We start from the raw sequence: 15279 nt of genomic DNA on the forward strand, positions 1-15279 counted from the left end.
CCGCCAAATTATGGCAGAGCGACCCCACGGAGAAAGCGCAGGTCCCCCATGTCTTCCAGCCTTCTCGGCCGACGGATCGTCGCGGTCAAGCCCATCGCCGTCGCCGCGCCCGGCCGCAGCGTCGATCTGCAGGTCAAGGTCACGGCCCCGCTGTCGGGCCATGGCCTGCCCGTCATCGTGTTCTCCCACGGCAACGCGTGGTCCCTGGACGGATACCAGCCCCTCGTCGACCGGTGGGCAGCCGCCGGATTCATCGTGGTGCAGCCCACCCACCTGGACTCACGCCGCAATGCCATCGGATGGGAGGACCCGCGCTTCGCCACCATCTGGCGCGTCCGGATCGCCGACCTCCACGCGGTCCTCGACGGCCTCGGCGACATCCTTCTCCAGGCCGGCGACCTGGCGACCCGCGTCGACCGTGGGCGCGTCGCGGTCGTCGGCCACTCCTGGGGCGCCCAGACCGCCGGCGCGATCCTCGGCGCGCGTGTGCTCGACGCCGACGGCGTTCCCGGAGAGGACTTCTCCCACCCCGCGGTCTCGGCCGGTGCCCTGATCGCCGCGACCGGAGCCGGCGACACGCTCACCCCGTTCGCCGCCGAGCACCTTCCGTTCATGAGGCCGGACTACTCCGCCATGACCACCCCGGCCCTGGTCGTCGCGGGCGGCAAGGACCGGTCGCAGCTCTCCACCCGGGGGCCGGAGTGGTTCACCGACGCCTACCACCTCAGTCCGTCCCCGAAGAGCCTGCTCACCATCGCCGAGGGCGAGCACACCCTGGGCGGCATCGCCGGCGAGATGGTCGCCGAGACCACCGACGAGGACCCCGCCCGCGTCGCCTTCGTCGCCGACACGGTCTCCGCCTACCTCCTCGACGTCTTCAAGCTCGACGGCACCGCATGGGCCGCCCTCGGCGACGATGCCGCGGTCGGCGGCGGTGCGTGGAGCGTCGCCGGCCGGTGAACCCGGCCGGTCCGCGCCGTTCCCACCACACCTGACCTGCCGCTTTGACAAAGCATACGGACCATTGCATAGTTATACCCATCAGTGATTGCACCGTAAGGAGAAACCCGTGACCGAGCGCGTCGTACTCGCCTACTCGGGCGGCCTGGACACCTCCGTCGCCATCGGCTGGATCGCCGAGGAGACGGGCGCCGAGGTCATCGCCGTTGCCGTGGACGTCGGCCAGGGCGGCGAGGACCTGGACGTCATCCGCAAGCGCGCGCTCGCCTGCGGTGCCGTCGAAGCCGAGGTCGCGGACGCCAAGGACGAGTTCGCCGAGGAGTACTGCCTCCCGGCGATCAAGGCCAACGCCCTCTACATGGACCGCTACCCGCTGGTCTCGGCCCTCTCCCGGCCGACGATCGTCAAGCACCTCGTCGCCGCCGCCAAGAAGCACAACGCCGGGATCGTCGCCCACGGCTGCACCGGCAAGGGCAACGACCAGGTCCGCTTCGAGGCCGGTATCTCCGCGCTCGGCCCCGACCTGAAGTGCATCGCCCCGGTCCGCGACTACGCGATGACCCGGGACAAGGCGATCGCCTTCTGCGAGGAGAAGAACCTCCCGATCGCGACCACCAAGAAGTCCCCGTACTCCATCGACCAGAACGTCTTCGGGCGCGCCGTCGAGACGGGCTTCCTGGAGGACATCTGGAACGCGCCGATCGAGGACATCTACGAGTACACCTCGAACCCGGCCACCCCCCGCGAGGCCGACGAGGTCGTCATCTCCTTCAAGGAGGGCGTGCCGGTCGCCATCGACGGCCGTCCCGTCACCGTCCTCCAGGCGATCCAGCAGCTCAACGAGCGGGCCGGCGCCCAGGGCATCGGCCGGATCGACATGGTCGAGGACCGGCTCGTGGGCATCAAGTCCCGTGAGGTGTACGAGGCGCCCGGCGCGATCGCGCTGATCACCGCCCACCAGGAGCTGGAGAACGTCACCGTCGAGCGCGAGCTGGCCCGCTACAAGCGGCAGGTCGAGCAGCGCTGGGGCGAGATGGTCTACGACGGCCTGTGGTTCTCCCCGCTGAAGCGGGCACTGGACGGCTTCATCAACGAGGCCAACCAGCACGTCACCGGCGACATCCGGATGACCCTGCACGCGGGCCGCGCCGTCGTCACCGGCCGGAAGTCCGACGAGTCGCTGTACGACTTCAACCTCGCCACCTACGACTCGGGCGACACCTTCGACCAGTCCAAGGCGCAGGGCTTCATCGAGCTCTTCGGTCTCTCGGCCAAGATTGCGGCCAAGCGCGACCTCGCCTGACCTCCCCTCGTTGTACAGCCGCCTCCCCGTCGTCACGCGGCAGGGAGGCGGCCGCATATCCGCACCTCGGCCTACGCCTTGGCCCTTGTCTTTGCTTTTGAGGAGCACGCAGTGAGCAGCAACAACGGTGACGTCCGGCTCTGGGGCGCGCGTTTCGCCGACGGGCCGGCCGAGGCGCTGGCCAAGCTGTCGGCCTCCGTCCACTTCGACTGGCGGCTGGCGCCGTACGACATCGCGGGCTCCCGCGCCCACGCCCGCGTCCTCAACAAGGCGGGCCTGCTCACCGAGGACGAGCTGACCCGGATGCAGGAAGGCCTCGACCAGCTCGAAGCCGATGTCGCGGACGGCTCCTTCACCGGGACGATCGCCGACGAGGACGTCCACACCGCCCTGGAGCGCGGACTGCTTGAGCGCCTCGGCCCCGACCTCGGCGGCAAGCTGCGGGCCGGCCGGTCGCGGAACGACCAGATCGCCACCCTCTTCCGGATGTACCTGCGCGACCACGCCCGGGTCATCGGCGGCCTGATCGCCGACCTCCAGGGCGCCCTGGTCGGCCTCGCGGAGGCCCACCCGGACGTGGCGATGCCCGGCCGGACCCACCTCCAGCACGCCCAGCCGGTGCTCTTCGCCCACCACGTGCTCGCCCACGTCCAGTCGCTGTCCCGGGACGCCGAGCGGCTGCGCCAGTGGGACGAGCGCACGGCCGTCTCCCCGTACGGCTCCGGGGCGCTCGCCGGATCCTCGCTCGGCCTGGACCCGGAGGCGGTCGCCGCCGACCTCGGCTTCGAGCACGGCTCGGTCGCCAACTCCATCGACGGCACCGCCTCGCGGGACTTCGTCGCCGAGTTCGCCTTCATCACCGCGATGATCGGCGTCAACCTCTCCCGGATCGCGGAGGAGGTCATCATCTGGAACACGAAGGAGTTCTCCTTCGTCACCCTCCACGACGCCTTCTCCACCGGCTCCTCGATCATGCCGCAGAAGAAGAACCCGGACATCGCGGAGCTGGCCCGGGGCAAGTCCGGCCGCCTCATCGGCAACCTGACCGGCCTGCTCGCCACGTTGAAGGCCCTCCCGCTCGCGTACAACCGCGACCTCCAGGAGGACAAGGAGCCCGTCTTCGACTCCTGCGACCAGCTCGAAGTCCTGCTCCCCGCCTTCACCGGCATGATGGCCACCCTCACCGTCAACCGTGAGCGCATGGAGGAGCTGGCCCCGGCCGGCTTCTCGCTCGCCACCGACATCGCGGAGTGGCTGGTGAGGCAGGGCGTGCCGTTCCGGGTCGCACACGAGGTCGCGGGCGCCTGCGTCAAGGAGTGCGAGCGGCACTCCATCGAGCTCGACGAGCTCACCGACGAGCAGTTCGCCGCGATCTCCGAGCACCTCACGCCGGAGGTCCGCACGGTCCTGAACGTGCGCGGCGCCCTCGCCTCCCGCAACGGCCGGGGCGGAACGGCCCCCTCCGCCGTCGCCGTACAGCTCGCCGAGGTGAAGAAGGACCTGGAGGCCCAGAACGCCTGGGCGACCGCCCGCCGGTAGCCGTACCGCGCCACGGAAGCCGTACGACCTCGCGTACGTACGGTCGCGCCCGGGCGGCGTACGTACGGTGCCGTCGCAGGTGTACGAAAGGTGTCGCGGGCTACGTTGACCGGGGTAGGAGTATCCGCAACCGACCCCGAGGAGCCCGCGATGCCCTTCACCGCCCTGGCCACCGCGACGACCCCGACCGCCCACATCGGACTGGGCCTCGCAGCCGTCGGGAGGCCCGGATACATCAACCTCCACCGTGATCAGGACTTCCCGGAAGGCCGGGACGTGGAGGATCTGCGCGCCCGTACCCACGAGCTGCTCGACGCGGCGTACGCGCAGGGCGTCCGGTACGTCGACGCGGCCCGCTCCTACGGCCGCGCCGAGGAGTTCCTGGGCGAGTGGCTGGACGCCCGGCCCTCCTTCACCGACCTCGTCGTCGGCTCCAAGTGGGGGTACACCTACACCGCCGACTGGAGCACCGACGCCGAGGCCCACGAGGTCAAGGACCACGGCCTCGCCACCTTCGAGCGCCAGCGCGCCGAGACCCGCGAGCTCCTCGGCGACCGGCTCGACCTCTACCAGATCCACTCGCTCACCCCCGACAGCCCGGCCCTCGCCGACAAGGAACTCCACGAGCGCCTCGCCGCCCTCGCCGCCGAGGGGGTCGCCGTCGGCTTCTCCACCAGCGGCCCCGACCAGGCCGACGCCATCCGGGCCGCGCTCGCGCTCACGGTCGACGGCAACCCTCTCTTCCGTACCGTCCAGGCCACCTTCAACGCCCTGGAGACCTCGGCCGCGCCCGCCCTCGCCGAGGCCCACGAGGCCGGGCTCACCGTGATCGTGAAGGAGGGCATGGCCAACGGGCGCCTCGCCGGGGACGAGGCGCCCGCCGTGTTCCGCGAGATCGCCGCCGACGCGGGGGTGGGTGGCGACGCGGTGGCCCTGGCGCTCGTCCTGCACCAGCCCTGGGCCGGGGTCGTCCTCTCCGGCGCCGCCACCGTCACCCAGCTCGCCGGCAATCTGCACGCCCCCGTCGTCGGCCTCGACGAGGAGCAGCGGGACCGGCTGGACGCCCTGGTGGAGGAGCCGGAGTCGTACTGGCGCCACCGTGCGGCCCTTCCCTGGCACTGAGAAAAAGGCCGCGCGGCTTCAGGAGCTCGTCAGGACGACGAGCTCCTGGGTCGCCCGGGTCATCGCGACATACCGGTCGACCGCCCCCTCGATCCCCGCGCCGAACGCCTCCGGGTCGACCAGGACCACCAGGTCGAATTCGAGGCCCTTCGACAGCTCCGGGGTCAGCGACCGCACGCGGGACGTCGCCCGGAACGTGGGATCGCCGATGACGCAGGCGACCCCGTCCGCATGCGCGTCGAGCCACGCCTCCAGGACCGCATCCCGTTCCGCGACCGATCCGTGGCGGACGGGGCGCCCGCCGGAACGGATCGACGTCGGCACATTGGCGTCCGGCAGCACGGCCCGGATCACCGGCTCGGCCTCCGCCATGACCTCCTCCGGCGTCCGGTAGTTGACGGTCAGGGAGGCCAGGGAGACCCGGTCGAGCCCGACCCGCTCCAGACGCTCCTGCCACGGTTCGGTGAACCCGTGCCGGGCCTGGGCGCGGTCCCCGACGATGGTGAAGCTCCGGGACGGGCAGCGCAGCAGCAGCATCTGCCATTCGGCGTCGGTCAGCTCCTGCGCCTCGTCCACGACGATGTGCGCGAACGGGCCCGCCAGCCGGTCCGGTTCGCTACCGGTGGACGCGGCCGGGTCGACCAGGGTGTCCTTCATGTCCTGGCCGTGCAGCATCACCAGCGCGCCTTCGCTGTCGACATCGGCGTCGGCCAGGGTCTCGTCCGCGAGCAGTGAGTCGATGACCTGGGCCATGCCCGCGCGTTCGGCGGCCACGGCCGCCTCCTGCCGACGCCTGCGGCGCCACGCCTCCGGGTCGCCCACCCGCTGCCGCGCCGCGTCCAGGACCGGCAGATCGGCCACCGTCCAGGCCTGCGCGTCCGCGCGCTGCAGCAGCCGCACCTCGTCCCGGGTGAGCCAGGGAGCGGCCATGCGCAGGTACGCGGGGACCGACCACAGGTCACCGACGAGCTCGGCCGCGTCCAGTAGCGGCCACGCCCGGTCGAAGGCTGCGGCCAGCTGCCGGTCCTGCTCCAGCGCCTTGCGCAGCAGGTCGAGAGGGACGCTTTCGCCGTCGTGCTTCTCCACCAGCAGCGTGAGCAGCTCCTCCCGGACCTGGTCGCGCGCCTCGTTGTGTACGGCCCCGGGTCCGGCCGCCTCGAACGCCACGGCCCAGTCGGCGGCGCTCAGCCGGACCTCGGACCAGGGGGTCGTGACCGTCAGGGGCTCGGTGGGCGGCTCCTCGTAGAACCGGACGGCCGCCTCGACCGCCCTCACCAGCCCGGCCGACGACTTCAGCCGGGCCACCTCCGGATCCGCCTCCGCAGCAGCGGTGGCCCCTTCCTCCACCAGGTCCCGCAGGGTGCAGGTCCGGACGCCGTCCTCCCCGAGGCTCGGGAGGACATCGGCGACGTACCCCAGGTAGGGGCGGGACGGGCCGACGAACAGGACGCCGCCGCGCCGGTGGGCGAGCCGGGGGTCGGAGTACAGGAGGTACGCGGAGCGGTGCAGGGCGACGACCGTCTTTCCCGTACCCGGCCCGCCGTCCACGACGAGCGCGCCCCGGGAGCCCGCGCGGATGATGGCGTCCTGGTCGGCCTGGATGGTGCCGAGCACGTCACGCATCCGCTCCGACCGGTTGGTGCCGAGGCTGGCGATGAACGCCGACTGGTCGTCGAGCGCGGCATGCCCGGCGACGGCGTCAGGGGCGAACACCTCGTCCCAGTAGTCGCTGATCCGGCCACTGGTCCAGCGGTATCTGCGGCGGCTCCGCAGCCCCATCGGGTTGGCGTGGGTGGCGCCGAAGAACGGCTCGGCGGCGGGGGAGCGCCAGTCGACCAGCAGCCGGCGGCCCTCGCTGTCGGTGAGGCCGAGGCGGCCGACGTACACCGGTGCGGAGCCGCCCTCGCCGGCCATGTGCCCGAGGCAGAGGTCGAGCCCGAAGCGGCGCAGGGTGCGCAGGCGGGCGGTGAGCCGGTGGATCTCCGCGTCCCGGTCCATCGCCTGGCGGCCCGTGCCGCCGGGTGCCCTGCGCTCGGTGTCGAGGCGGGCGGTCAGCTCGGCGATCGACTCCTCCAGGGTCCGGGCGATGGCCGCGAAGTGCTGCTCGTCGGCGGCGATCAGCGCCGGGCCGGCCTTGGGGGAGAGGAGGTCGGGGAGGAGGAAAGCACTGGTGGGGAGGGTGTTCACGGCGTCCGTTCCGTTGAGTGTCTGCGAGGTGGGTGATCGGGGCGAGGCCGGTTCAGCCCACCGGCACCGGCGCCCCGAACCACCGCGGCAACGCGCCGGCCAGCTCCTCCTGCTCCTCGCCGGCCCAGGCCACATGCCCGTCCGGCCGGAGCAGGACGGCGGGCACGTCCAGTTCCTCCGCCACGTCGGCCACACGGTCGACCCGGTCCTCCCAGCCCGCCACCGAGAGCCCGCCGGTCCGGTCGAGCAGCAGGCCTCGGCCCCCGTGCATCAGCTCGTAGAGGCGGCCCTGTCCGAGCGGCAGGTCCCGCAGCCGCCGGCCGAGCAGTTCGTGGCCCTCGCCGAGGTCGTAGCGGACGTCGACGGCGGTGATCATGCCGGTCACGTACCGGTTCACCTCCTCGAAGTCCATCAGCTTCGCGAACATCTCCCGCAGCGCGGTCGCCCCGGGACCGGTCCCCAGCAGCGTCATCTGCGCGCGGGTGTTGTCCAGCACGCGGGCGCCCACCGGGTGCCGTTCGGTGTGGTAGCTGTCCAACATCCCTTCCGGCGCCCAGCCGTTGACCTCGGCGGCCAGTTTCCAGCCGAGGTTGAACGCGTCCTGCACACCGAGGTTGAGCCCTTGACCGCCGGTCGGCGGGTGGATGTGCGCCGCGTCGCCGGCCAGCAGCACCCGGCCCACCCGGTACCGCTCCGCCTGGCGGGTGGCATCACCGAACCGGGACAGCCAGCGGGGCGAGTGGACGCCGAAGTCGGTGCCCGCGAGGTCCCGCAGCCGCTGCTTGAACTCCTCCAGGGTCGGCGCGGCTGCACGGTCCTCGGCCACCCCGCCCGCGGGCACGATGACGCGGAAGGTCCCGTCACCGTTGGGGATGGTGCCGAACCGCAGCTGGGTCCTGCGGACCTCAGCCACGACGGCGGCGACCACCTCCGGATCCTCGGTCATCTCCATGTCGCCGAGCAGCGTCTCGACCGTGGCGGGCTCGCCGGGAAAGGCGATGCCCAGCTCCTTGCGCACCACGCTGCGGCCGCCGTCGCACCCGACGAGGTAGCGCGAGCGCAGGTGCGTGCCGTCGGCAAGAGCGACGGTCACCCCGTCGTCCTGCCGGCTCACCCCGACCACCTCGCAGCCGCGCCTGATCTCGGCGCCGAGCTCGACGGCCCGCTCGCGGAGCAGCCGCTCGGTGACCGGCTGGAGGGTGGAGAGGCCGTACGGGTGCGCGGTGTCCAGCCGGTCCGGCCACGGCTTCTGGATGCCCCCGAAGAACCCGCCGACCTGGAACTTCTCGCTCACCGCGAGGAACCGGTCCAGCAGCCCGCGCTGGTCCATCACCTCGACGCTCCGCACATGCAGCCCGCGCCCCCGGGTCTCCCGGGTCGGCTCGGCCAGCTTCTCCAGGACGACGGTCCGCACCCCGGCCAGGCGCAGTTCGCAGGCCAGCATCAGTCCGGTCGGCCCACCACCGGCGACGATTACGTCGATCATCACAGTTCCGCCCTTGTCGACGTCGAATTCCCGAAGCCGGCGATCCGGGAATCCCGGCTTCGGCCGTCGATTCTGCGGCATATGGGGGGTCTTGCGGCAAGACCCCCCATGCGCTATAAGTTGAGAGTGGCAAGGAGTGGGTTCGCCTCCTGCCGATCCCACCGCTCGAAGGCACCAGGTTCCTCAAGGCGTCGCGCTCCTCAAGGTGACCGGTTCCTCGCGGCACAGCACCCCGCACAGCTCGGCTCACGTACCGCATAGGCATACCCGCACCCCCTGATGAGACAGTCATGTCTCACATGGGTTATGGTCGTCTCATGACTCTCGACCGTGAGCAGGTGCTGCGCAGCGCCGCCGCCCTGCTGACCCGCAAATCGACCGCCACCATGGACGAGGTCGCCAAAGCGGCAGGTATCGGGCGCGCCACCCTCCACCGCCACTTCGCCGGACGCGACGCGCTGGTGAAGGCGCTGGAGGATCTCGGTATCCAGGAGTTCGAGGCGGCCCTGGACGCCGCCCGGCTCGACGAAGGCACCTCCGAGGAGGGGCTGCGCCGCCTCATCGCGGCCGTCGAGCCCAGCGCCGGTCTGCTCTCGTTCCTCGTCACCGAGAACCAGCTCTTCGAGGGCGACCAGGTCAACGAGGGCTGGAACCGGGCCGACGCCCGGGTCTCCGCCTTCTTCCGCCGCGGCCAGGAACGCGGCGAATTCCGCATCGACCTCACCCCCGCCTGGCTGACCGAGGCCCTCTACGGCCTCATCGGCACCGGGGCCTGGGCCGTGCAGGTGGGACGGGTCGCCACACAGGACTTCCAGTACATGATCGTCGAGCTGCTGCTCGGCGGAGCCCGCCGGAGCGTGGAGCAGTGACCAGCATCGACCAGCACCCGAAGACCACGGACGACGTGCGCCGCCCAGGACGGTGGATCGCGCTCGCCGTGCTCGTCCTCGCCGTGCTGCTGGTGGCCGTCGACGCCACCGTCCTGGGCCTCGCCACCCCGTTCCTCAGCGAGGATCTCGCCCCCACCGGCAACCAGCTCCTCTGGATCGGTGACGTCTACTCCTTCGTCATCGCCGGTCTGCTCGTCTCGATGGGCTCCCTCGGCGACCGCATCGGCCGCAAGAAGCTGCTGCTGGTCGGTGCCGTGGCGTTCGGCGCGGTCTCCGTGCTCAACGCGTACGCGACCACGCCCGAGATGATGATCGTGGCCCGGGCGCTCCTCGGTGTCGCGGGCGCCACCCTGATGCCCTCCACCCTCGCCCTGATCCGCAACCTCTTCCACGACCCGCGCGAGCGCAGCCTCGCCATCGGCATCTGGGGCGCGGCCGCCTCGGCGGGCGCGGCCGTCGGCCCGGTCGTCGGCGGATTCCTGCTCGAACACTTCTGGTGGGGTTCGGTCTTCCTGATCAACCTGCCCGTGATGGCCGTGCTCGTCGTCGTCGGCATCAAGCTGATCCCGGAGTCCAAGAACCCGGCGCCCGGCCCGTGGGACATGCCCAGCGTCGGCCTCTCCCTGGTCGGCATGATCGGCGTCGTGTACGCCATCAAGGAGACGGCCTCGCACGGCGTGGGCTTGGGACCCGGCGTCGCGGCGCTGGTCGGCGCCGGTTCGCTCACCTGGTTCGTCCGCAGGCAACTGAGGCTGCCCGCCCCGCTGCTCGACATCCGGCTCTTCCACCACCGGGGCTTCTCCGGTGCGGTCCTCGCCGACCTGCTGACCATCCTCGGACTGTCCGGCCTGGTCTTCTTCCTCTCCCAGTTCCTCCAACTGGTGCAGGGCCGCGGACCACTGGAGGCCGGACTCGCGGAACTGCCCGCCGCCATCGGCGCGGTGGCCGCCGGCCTGCTGGCCGGGTTCGCCGCCCGCCGATTCTCGGTGCGCTCGGTCGTGGCGGGCGGGCTCGGCGCGGTCGGTCTCGCGCTGGGCACGGTGACCCTGCTCGACCAGCACACCGGCTACCCGCTGCTCGGCTCCATGCTGCTGGTCGTCGGCGTCGGCGCCGGGTTCTCCTTCACCGTCACCGCCGACGTCATCCTCTCCAGCGTCCCCAAGGAGCAGGCCGGTTCCGCGTCGGCCGTCTCGGAGACGGCGTACGAGCTCGGCGCGGCCCTCGGCATCGCCCTGCTCGGCTCCATCGTCACCGGCATCTACCGGGGCTTCCCGACCCCCGCCGGTATCCCCCAGGACGTCGAATCGGCGGCCCACGAGTCGCTCGGCGGGGCCGTCGAAGCGGCCACCGCGCTGCCCGCCGCCCAGGCGGGTCCGCTGGTCTCGGCGGCCCAGGAGGCGTTCGTCGACGGTATGCGGTCCGCCGCGGGCGTCGGTTCGGCGGTGCTCCTCGCGGCGGCCGTCGCCGCCTGGTTCCTGCTGCGGGGCCAGAAGCTGGAGGACGGCATCGAGCACCCGTAGGTCATGCACGTGGAAGGGCCCGCACCCCGTTCTCGGGGTGCGGGCCCTTCCACGTAAAGGCTCTACGAGATCAGGCGGCCTTGGCCTTCGTCGCGTACATGTCCACGTACTCCTGGCCGGAGAGCCGCATCACCTCGGACATCACCGAGTCGGTCACCGCCCGCAGCACATAGCGGTCGCGGTCCATGCCCTCGTAGCGGGAGAACTCCATCGGCTCGCCGAAGCGCACCGTGACCTTGCCCGGTCGGGGCAGCCCGGAGCCGCCCGGCTGGAGCTTGTCGGTGCCGATCATGGCGAACGGGACCACCGGGGCGCCCGTCATCAGCGTCAGCCGCGCGATCCCCGTACGGCCCCGGTAGAGCCGGCCGTCGGGGGAGCGGGTGCCCTCCGGGTAGATCGCGAAGGCCTGGCCCTCCTCCAGCACCCGGCGCCCGGTCATCAGCGCCGCGACCCCGCCCCGGCCGCCGTCCCGGTCCACCGGGATCATGCCGCATCCGGTGAAGAACCAGGCCATCAGGCGGCCCTTGAGCCCCTTGCCGGTCACGTACTCGTCCTTGCCGATGTAGAACACCGGACGGTCGCAGCAGATCGGCATGATCATCGAGTCGATGAAGGTGAGGTGGTTGCCCGCGAGGATCACCGGCCCGGACCCGGGAATGTTCTCCGCGCCTTCCACCTGTGGGCGGAACATCAGGCGCAGAATCGGTCCGAGCACTGCCTTGATGACCGTGAGACGGGACAACGGTTCCTCCGGTGTCGTGGCCGGGCCGGCCGGGGTCGGGTGAGGTGGGGCGGGGTGGTGTCCGTCGGTGCGAAGTGTTGGACTGTGCAGGTGAGGACGATACTCGCGGGTATGCACTGATCGCACATCGGGTTCACGGAGTGGATACGCGATGTTGACGTGTGTTTCCGCCGTGTTCGCCCCCGATCCGCCCCGCGGACCCGCCCGCCTGCCTACGATCGGGCCCCGCACCACAGGGTCAGGACAGCACCGAACGAGGAGCATTCATGACGGAGCGTGTGACCGGCAGTCCCGGCCGGCGGGCCCTTCTGGGCGCCGCCGTCCTCTCCACGGCGGCTCTGGGGCTCACCGGCACGGCACACGCCGCCGAGCGGGGACGCGGCGGTCACAGCGGCGGCAGCGGCTCGCTGCGGGACCTCCCGGTGCCGACGGTGATCGGCCACCGGGGGGCCAGCGGCTACCGCCCCGAGCACACCCTCGGCTCCTACCAGCTGGCGCTGGACCTGGGCGCGCACATCGTCGAGCAGGACCTCGTGCCCACCAAGGACGGCCACCTCGTCTGCCGGCACGAGAACGACATCACCGCCACCACGGACGTCGCCGACCACCCCGAGTTCGCCGGCCGCAAGGCCACGAAGAAGATCGACGGCGTCTCCTACACCGGCTGGTTCACCGAGGACTTCACCCTCGCCGAGCTCAAGACCCTGAGGGCCAAGGAGCGCATCCCCGGCAACCGCCCCGACAACACCCTCTACGACGGCCGCTGGACGATACCCACCTTCGAGGAGGTCCTGCGCTGGGCCGACAAGGAGGGCCGCAAGCGCGGAAAGCCCGTCTGGCTGTACGTGGAGACCAAGCACCCCACCTACTTCCGGAGCCTGGGCCTCGGCCTGGAGGAGCCCCTCGCCCGGCTGCTGCGCCGCTACGGCCGGGACCGCAAGAACTCCCCGCTCATCCTGCAGTCCTTCGAGCCGACCTCGGTCCAGCGCCTGGCCCGGCTGGTGGCAACCCCGCGCATCGTGCTGCTCTCCGGCCCGACGACCCGCCCCTGGGACTTCGTGGAGTCCGGCGACCCGCGCACGGTGGCCGACCTCGTGAAGCCCGCCGGGCTGAAGTGGATCGCCTCGTTCGCCCAGGGCATCGGCCCCACCCTGGACCTGGTCATTCCCAAGGACGCGGCGGGCCGGCTCACCACGCCGACCACGCTGGTGAAGGACGCGCACGCCCGAGGCCTGCTCCTGCACCCGTACACGCTGCGCAACGAGAACAGCTTCCTGCCCGCCGACTTCCGGCGCGGAACCGACCCCAACGCCTACGGTGACGTCTTCGGCGCCGCCGCCGCATACTTCGCCACCGGGATCGACGGCATCTTCGCCGACCACCCGGACACCGCCCTGCTCGCCGCGGCGGACTTCGAGGGACGCTGACCTCACAGTCGTACGGGTCCGGTGGCTCCCGCGTCTACGCGGCGTCAGCCACCGGGCCCGTACGCGCGTCAGCCGCCAGGCCCTTACATGCCCCGGTCGGGTGGTGCCGGGCGCGCGGGGCAACCGGCCGCTCCACCACCACGTTTGCTGGGTCATGACGCTTCTCGATCATGAACCCGACCGGGCCACCCGCACCGCGCTCACCGTCCGCGCCTTACAACCCCTGGTGCGCGCGGAGGCGAGGGCCGAGGCACCCGCCGCAGGGCTCGACCCCGCCGACCTCGAACAGACCGTATGGCTGCGGCTGCTGGAACGCCCCGCCGCGGCCGGACCGCCCCGAGACCCGGCCCGCTGGGTGCGCGACACCGTACGCGCGGAGGCCCGCAGAGGACGCCGCACGGTCCGGCGGGAACGCCCGTACGCCGGAACGGAACCCGCCGCTCCTCCCGCCGGCAGCCCGGAACGGGCCGCCCTCGCCGCCGCCGAACGCCGGGCGCTGCGCGCCGCGGTGGCCCGGCTGCCCGAACGCTGCGCCCGGCTACTGAATGCGATGCTGGCGCCCACCGACCCGACCTACCGAGAAATCGCAGGGGAGTTGGGTATGTCACAGGGGAGTTTGGGTCCGATCCGTTCCCGTTGCCTTGGATGTCTGCGCAGAATGCTGGCGGCGGAGGTTGTCGCCCCTGAACTGCGGGGAAGAGGGCGGTAGGCAACCGGGCGGACAGGTGAGCGGGAGGCGTGCACACATGGGCATGAGCGTGATCATCTCGGCGGCGACGGCACAGGACGTGGAGCAGATCTTCCGGCTCCAGTACCTCTGCTTCCAGCGCGAGGCAGAGCTGTACGACAACTACCGGATCGACCCGCTCGTCCAGACCCTCGACGCGGTACGCGGCGAAGTCGCCGACGACCTGGTGTTCGTGGCCCGCCTCGGCGACGAAGTCGTGGGCTCGGTACGCGGATTCACCGACCCGGACGGTACGGGACAGATCGGCAAGCTCTGCGTGCACCCCCGGCTCCAGGGCCACGGGCTCGGCACCCGGCTGCTGAACGCGGCGGAGGCTGCCCTGGCGGCCGACCGCGCGGCCACCCGCTTCCGGCTGCACACCGGACACCGCAGCGAGAGCAACCTCCGGCTCTACCGGCGGGCCGGCTACGCCCAGGTCGGAGACGCCACGGGCACGGACGGCGTCCGGCTCATCCTGCTGGAGAAGGAAGCGGCGGCCCAGGAGTTCGTGGCCAGCGCCTGAAAGGTCGACGCCTGACGGGCCGGCGCCTGCCCCGGGTTCCGCGTCAGACTCTCTTGGCGCGCCGCAGCCAGATCATCCCGGTGACCGGCAGGATCACCGGGATGAAGAGGTATCCCATCCCGAAGTCCGACCAGACGGTGGAGTCGGGGAACGCGGCCGGCTCGGCCAGCGTCCAGGCGCCGACGACCAGGACGCCCAGCAGCTCGGCGGCGCAGCACACCAGCGCCGCCCGGCGGGCCTTCTCGCCGCCGCGCACCAGCGAGTACGTGATGAAGCCGTAGACCACGGCGGCGACGGCCGAGAGCGAGTAGGCCAGCGGAGCCCGGTCGAAGCCCCGGATCACCTCGACGACCGAGCGCGAGGCCGCCGCGACCGTGAACACCCCGTAGAACCAGACGAGCACCCGGCCCGGTCCTGTGCCCAGCTCGAAGGACGGCTTCGCAGGGGTGGCGAGGGACTGGTCCGGGCGCCGGTCGGTGTCACTCACGTCAGTTACCCCAGATGTCGTAGAGCCGTACTTCGAGGACCGCCAGCACGAGAGCGCCCGCCGCCACCGTCACCGAGCCCCAGCGGGTCCGCTCGGACAGCGACAGGACACCGGCCGCCGGTACGGCCGCGAACGAGCCGATCAGATAGGCGATGAACACCGCCATCCCCTGCTCCGGCCGCTCCCCACGCGCCAGCTGGACGACGCCCACCACCAACTGGGCCAGGGCCAGGACGGTCACGACGGCCATCCCGATGAAGTGCCAGTCCTTCGTCGGCTGGTCCTTGTAGGCGGCGTGTCCGCACCAGGCGGCGAGGGCGAGCGCGGTCACGGCGACCGCGACCGTCAGGGCGTCAAGCATGTAGC

Annotated in this window: 14 protein-coding genes; 9 read left to right on the forward strand and 5 right to left on the reverse strand. The window is 71.6% G+C overall.

Annotated features, from left to right (window positions below; all coding sequences use genetic code 11):
- The first annotated feature begins 48 nt into the window (after nt 1-48).
- From ACK8N7_RS30920 to ACK8N7_RS30935, 4 genes are all read left to right on the forward strand, one after another.
- Entirely contained in the window at nt 49-960 is a 912-nt protein-coding gene (locus ACK8N7_RS30920) for an alpha/beta hydrolase family protein (RefSeq protein ID WP_500444622.1), read from the forward strand.
- 109 nt (nt 961-1069) lie between these two features.
- The gene (locus ACK8N7_RS30925; protein ID WP_403212098.1) at nt 1070-2263 is read left to right on the forward strand and encodes an argininosuccinate synthase; all 1194 of its coding nucleotides are present in this window, start codon (nt 1070-1072) and stop codon (nt 2261-2263) included.
- A 111-nt stretch (nt 2264-2374) separates the two neighbouring features.
- Nucleotides 2375-3802 carry an argininosuccinate lyase gene (argH, locus tag ACK8N7_RS30930; RefSeq protein ID WP_403212100.1) on the forward strand — a complete coding sequence of 476 codons (1428 nt, stop codon included), beginning with the start codon at nt 2375-2377 and terminating at the stop codon, nt 3800-3802.
- A 150-nt stretch (nt 3803-3952) separates the two neighbouring features.
- On the forward strand, nt 3953-4924 hold the full coding sequence (locus tag ACK8N7_RS30935) for an aldo/keto reductase (RefSeq protein ID WP_500444623.1): 972 nt from the start codon (nt 3953-3955) through the stop codon (nt 4922-4924).
- Nucleotides 4925-4942: 18 nt separating this feature from the next.
- On the opposite strand, the gene helR is transcribed toward ACK8N7_RS30935, so the two are convergent.
- Together helR and rox are read right to left on the reverse strand one after the other, a co-directional pair.
- Entirely contained in the window at nt 4943-7111 is a 2169-nt protein-coding gene (gene helR, locus ACK8N7_RS30940; RefSeq protein WP_403212104.1) for an RNA polymerase recycling motor ATPase HelR, read from the reverse strand.
- A 52-nt stretch (nt 7112-7163) separates the two neighbouring features.
- On the reverse strand, nt 7164-8597 hold the full coding sequence (gene rox / locus ACK8N7_RS30945) for a rifampin monooxygenase (protein WP_403212106.1): 1434 nt from the start codon (nt 8595-8597) through the stop codon (nt 7164-7166).
- 317 nt (nt 8598-8914) lie between these two features.
- Between rox and ACK8N7_RS30950 the strand changes: the two genes are divergently transcribed.
- Together ACK8N7_RS30950 and ACK8N7_RS30955 are read left to right on the forward strand one after the other, a co-directional pair.
- Nucleotides 8915-9466 (forward strand): TetR/AcrR family transcriptional regulator, encoded by a 552-nt coding sequence (locus ACK8N7_RS30950; RefSeq protein ID WP_403212108.1) that lies wholly within the window; start codon nt 8915-8917, stop codon nt 9464-9466.
- On the forward strand, nt 9463-11007 hold the full coding sequence (locus tag ACK8N7_RS30955) for an MFS transporter (RefSeq protein ID WP_403212110.1): 1545 nt from the start codon (nt 9463-9465) through the stop codon (nt 11005-11007). The genes ACK8N7_RS30950 and ACK8N7_RS30955 overlap by 4 nt, the downstream gene beginning before the upstream one ends.
- Nucleotides 11008-11077: 70 nt before the next feature.
- On the opposite strand, the gene ACK8N7_RS30960 is transcribed toward ACK8N7_RS30955, so the two are convergent.
- The gene (locus ACK8N7_RS30960; protein ID WP_403212112.1) at nt 11078-11749 is read right to left on the reverse strand and encodes a lysophospholipid acyltransferase family protein; all 672 of its coding nucleotides are present in this window, start codon (nt 11747-11749) and stop codon (nt 11078-11080) included.
- Between the two features lie 266 nt (nt 11750-12015).
- On the opposite strand from ACK8N7_RS30960, the gene ACK8N7_RS30965 reads away from it, so the two are divergent.
- From ACK8N7_RS30965 to ACK8N7_RS30975, 3 genes are all read left to right on the forward strand, one after another.
- Nucleotides 12016-13176, forward strand: coding sequence for a glycerophosphodiester phosphodiesterase (locus ACK8N7_RS30965; protein WP_500444624.1), 1161 nt, complete (start codon nt 12016-12018; stop codon nt 13174-13176).
- Between the two features lie 154 nt (nt 13177-13330).
- On the forward strand, nt 13331-13885 hold the full coding sequence (locus tag ACK8N7_RS30970; RefSeq protein ID WP_403212116.1) for a sigma-70 family RNA polymerase sigma factor: 555 nt from the start codon (nt 13331-13333) through the stop codon (nt 13883-13885).
- A gap of 37 nt (nt 13886-13922) precedes the next feature.
- The gene (locus ACK8N7_RS30975; protein ID WP_015607429.1) at nt 13923-14426 is read left to right on the forward strand and encodes a GNAT family N-acetyltransferase; all 504 of its coding nucleotides are present in this window, start codon (nt 13923-13925) and stop codon (nt 14424-14426) included.
- Between the two features lie 43 nt (nt 14427-14469).
- On the opposite strand, the gene ACK8N7_RS30980 is transcribed toward ACK8N7_RS30975, so the two are convergent.
- Both ACK8N7_RS30980 and ACK8N7_RS30985 read right to left on the reverse strand, forming a co-directional pair.
- Nucleotides 14470-14913, reverse strand: a complete 444-nt coding sequence (locus ACK8N7_RS30980) for a hypothetical protein (RefSeq protein WP_403212118.1) — start codon at nt 14911-14913, stop codon at nt 14470-14472.
- 1 nt (nt 14914) lies between these two features.
- Nucleotides 14915-15274 carry a hypothetical protein gene (locus ACK8N7_RS30985; RefSeq protein WP_403212120.1) on the reverse strand — a complete coding sequence of 120 codons (360 nt, stop codon included), beginning with the start codon at nt 15272-15274 and terminating at the stop codon, nt 14915-14917.
- Between the last annotated feature and the right edge of the window lie 5 nt (nt 15275-15279).

The sequence above is a fragment of the Streptomyces griseobrunneus genome, from assembly GCF_046713465.1.
Classification (GTDB): Bacteria; Actinomycetota; Actinomycetes; order Streptomycetales; family Streptomycetaceae; genus Streptomyces; species Streptomyces microflavus.

Coding starts and splice junctions, on each gene's coding strand:
- ACK8N7_RS30920 (WP_500444622.1), top strand. CDS start 49: ATGTCTTCCAGCCTTCTCGGCCGACGGATCGTCGCGGTCAAGCCCATC.
- ACK8N7_RS30935 (WP_500444623.1), top strand. CDS start 3,953: ATGCCCTTCACCGCCCTGGCCACCGCGACGACCCCGACCGCCCACATC.
- rox (WP_403212106.1), bottom strand. CDS start 8,597: ATGATCGACGTAATCGTCGCCGGTGGTGGGCCGACCGGACTGATGCTG.
- ACK8N7_RS30950 (WP_403212108.1), top strand. CDS start 8,915: ATGACTCTCGACCGTGAGCAGGTGCTGCGCAGCGCCGCCGCCCTGCTG.
- ACK8N7_RS30965 (WP_500444624.1), top strand. CDS start 12,016: ATGACGGAGCGTGTGACCGGCAGTCCCGGCCGGCGGGCCCTTCTGGGC.
- ACK8N7_RS30970 (WP_403212116.1), top strand. CDS start 13,331: ATGACGCTTCTCGATCATGAACCCGACCGGGCCACCCGCACCGCGCTC.
- ACK8N7_RS30975 (WP_015607429.1), top strand. CDS start 13,923: ATGGGCATGAGCGTGATCATCTCGGCGGCGACGGCACAGGACGTGGAG.
- ACK8N7_RS30985 (WP_403212120.1), bottom strand. CDS start 15,274: ATGCTTGACGCCCTGACGGTCGCGGTCGCCGTGACCGCGCTCGCCCTC.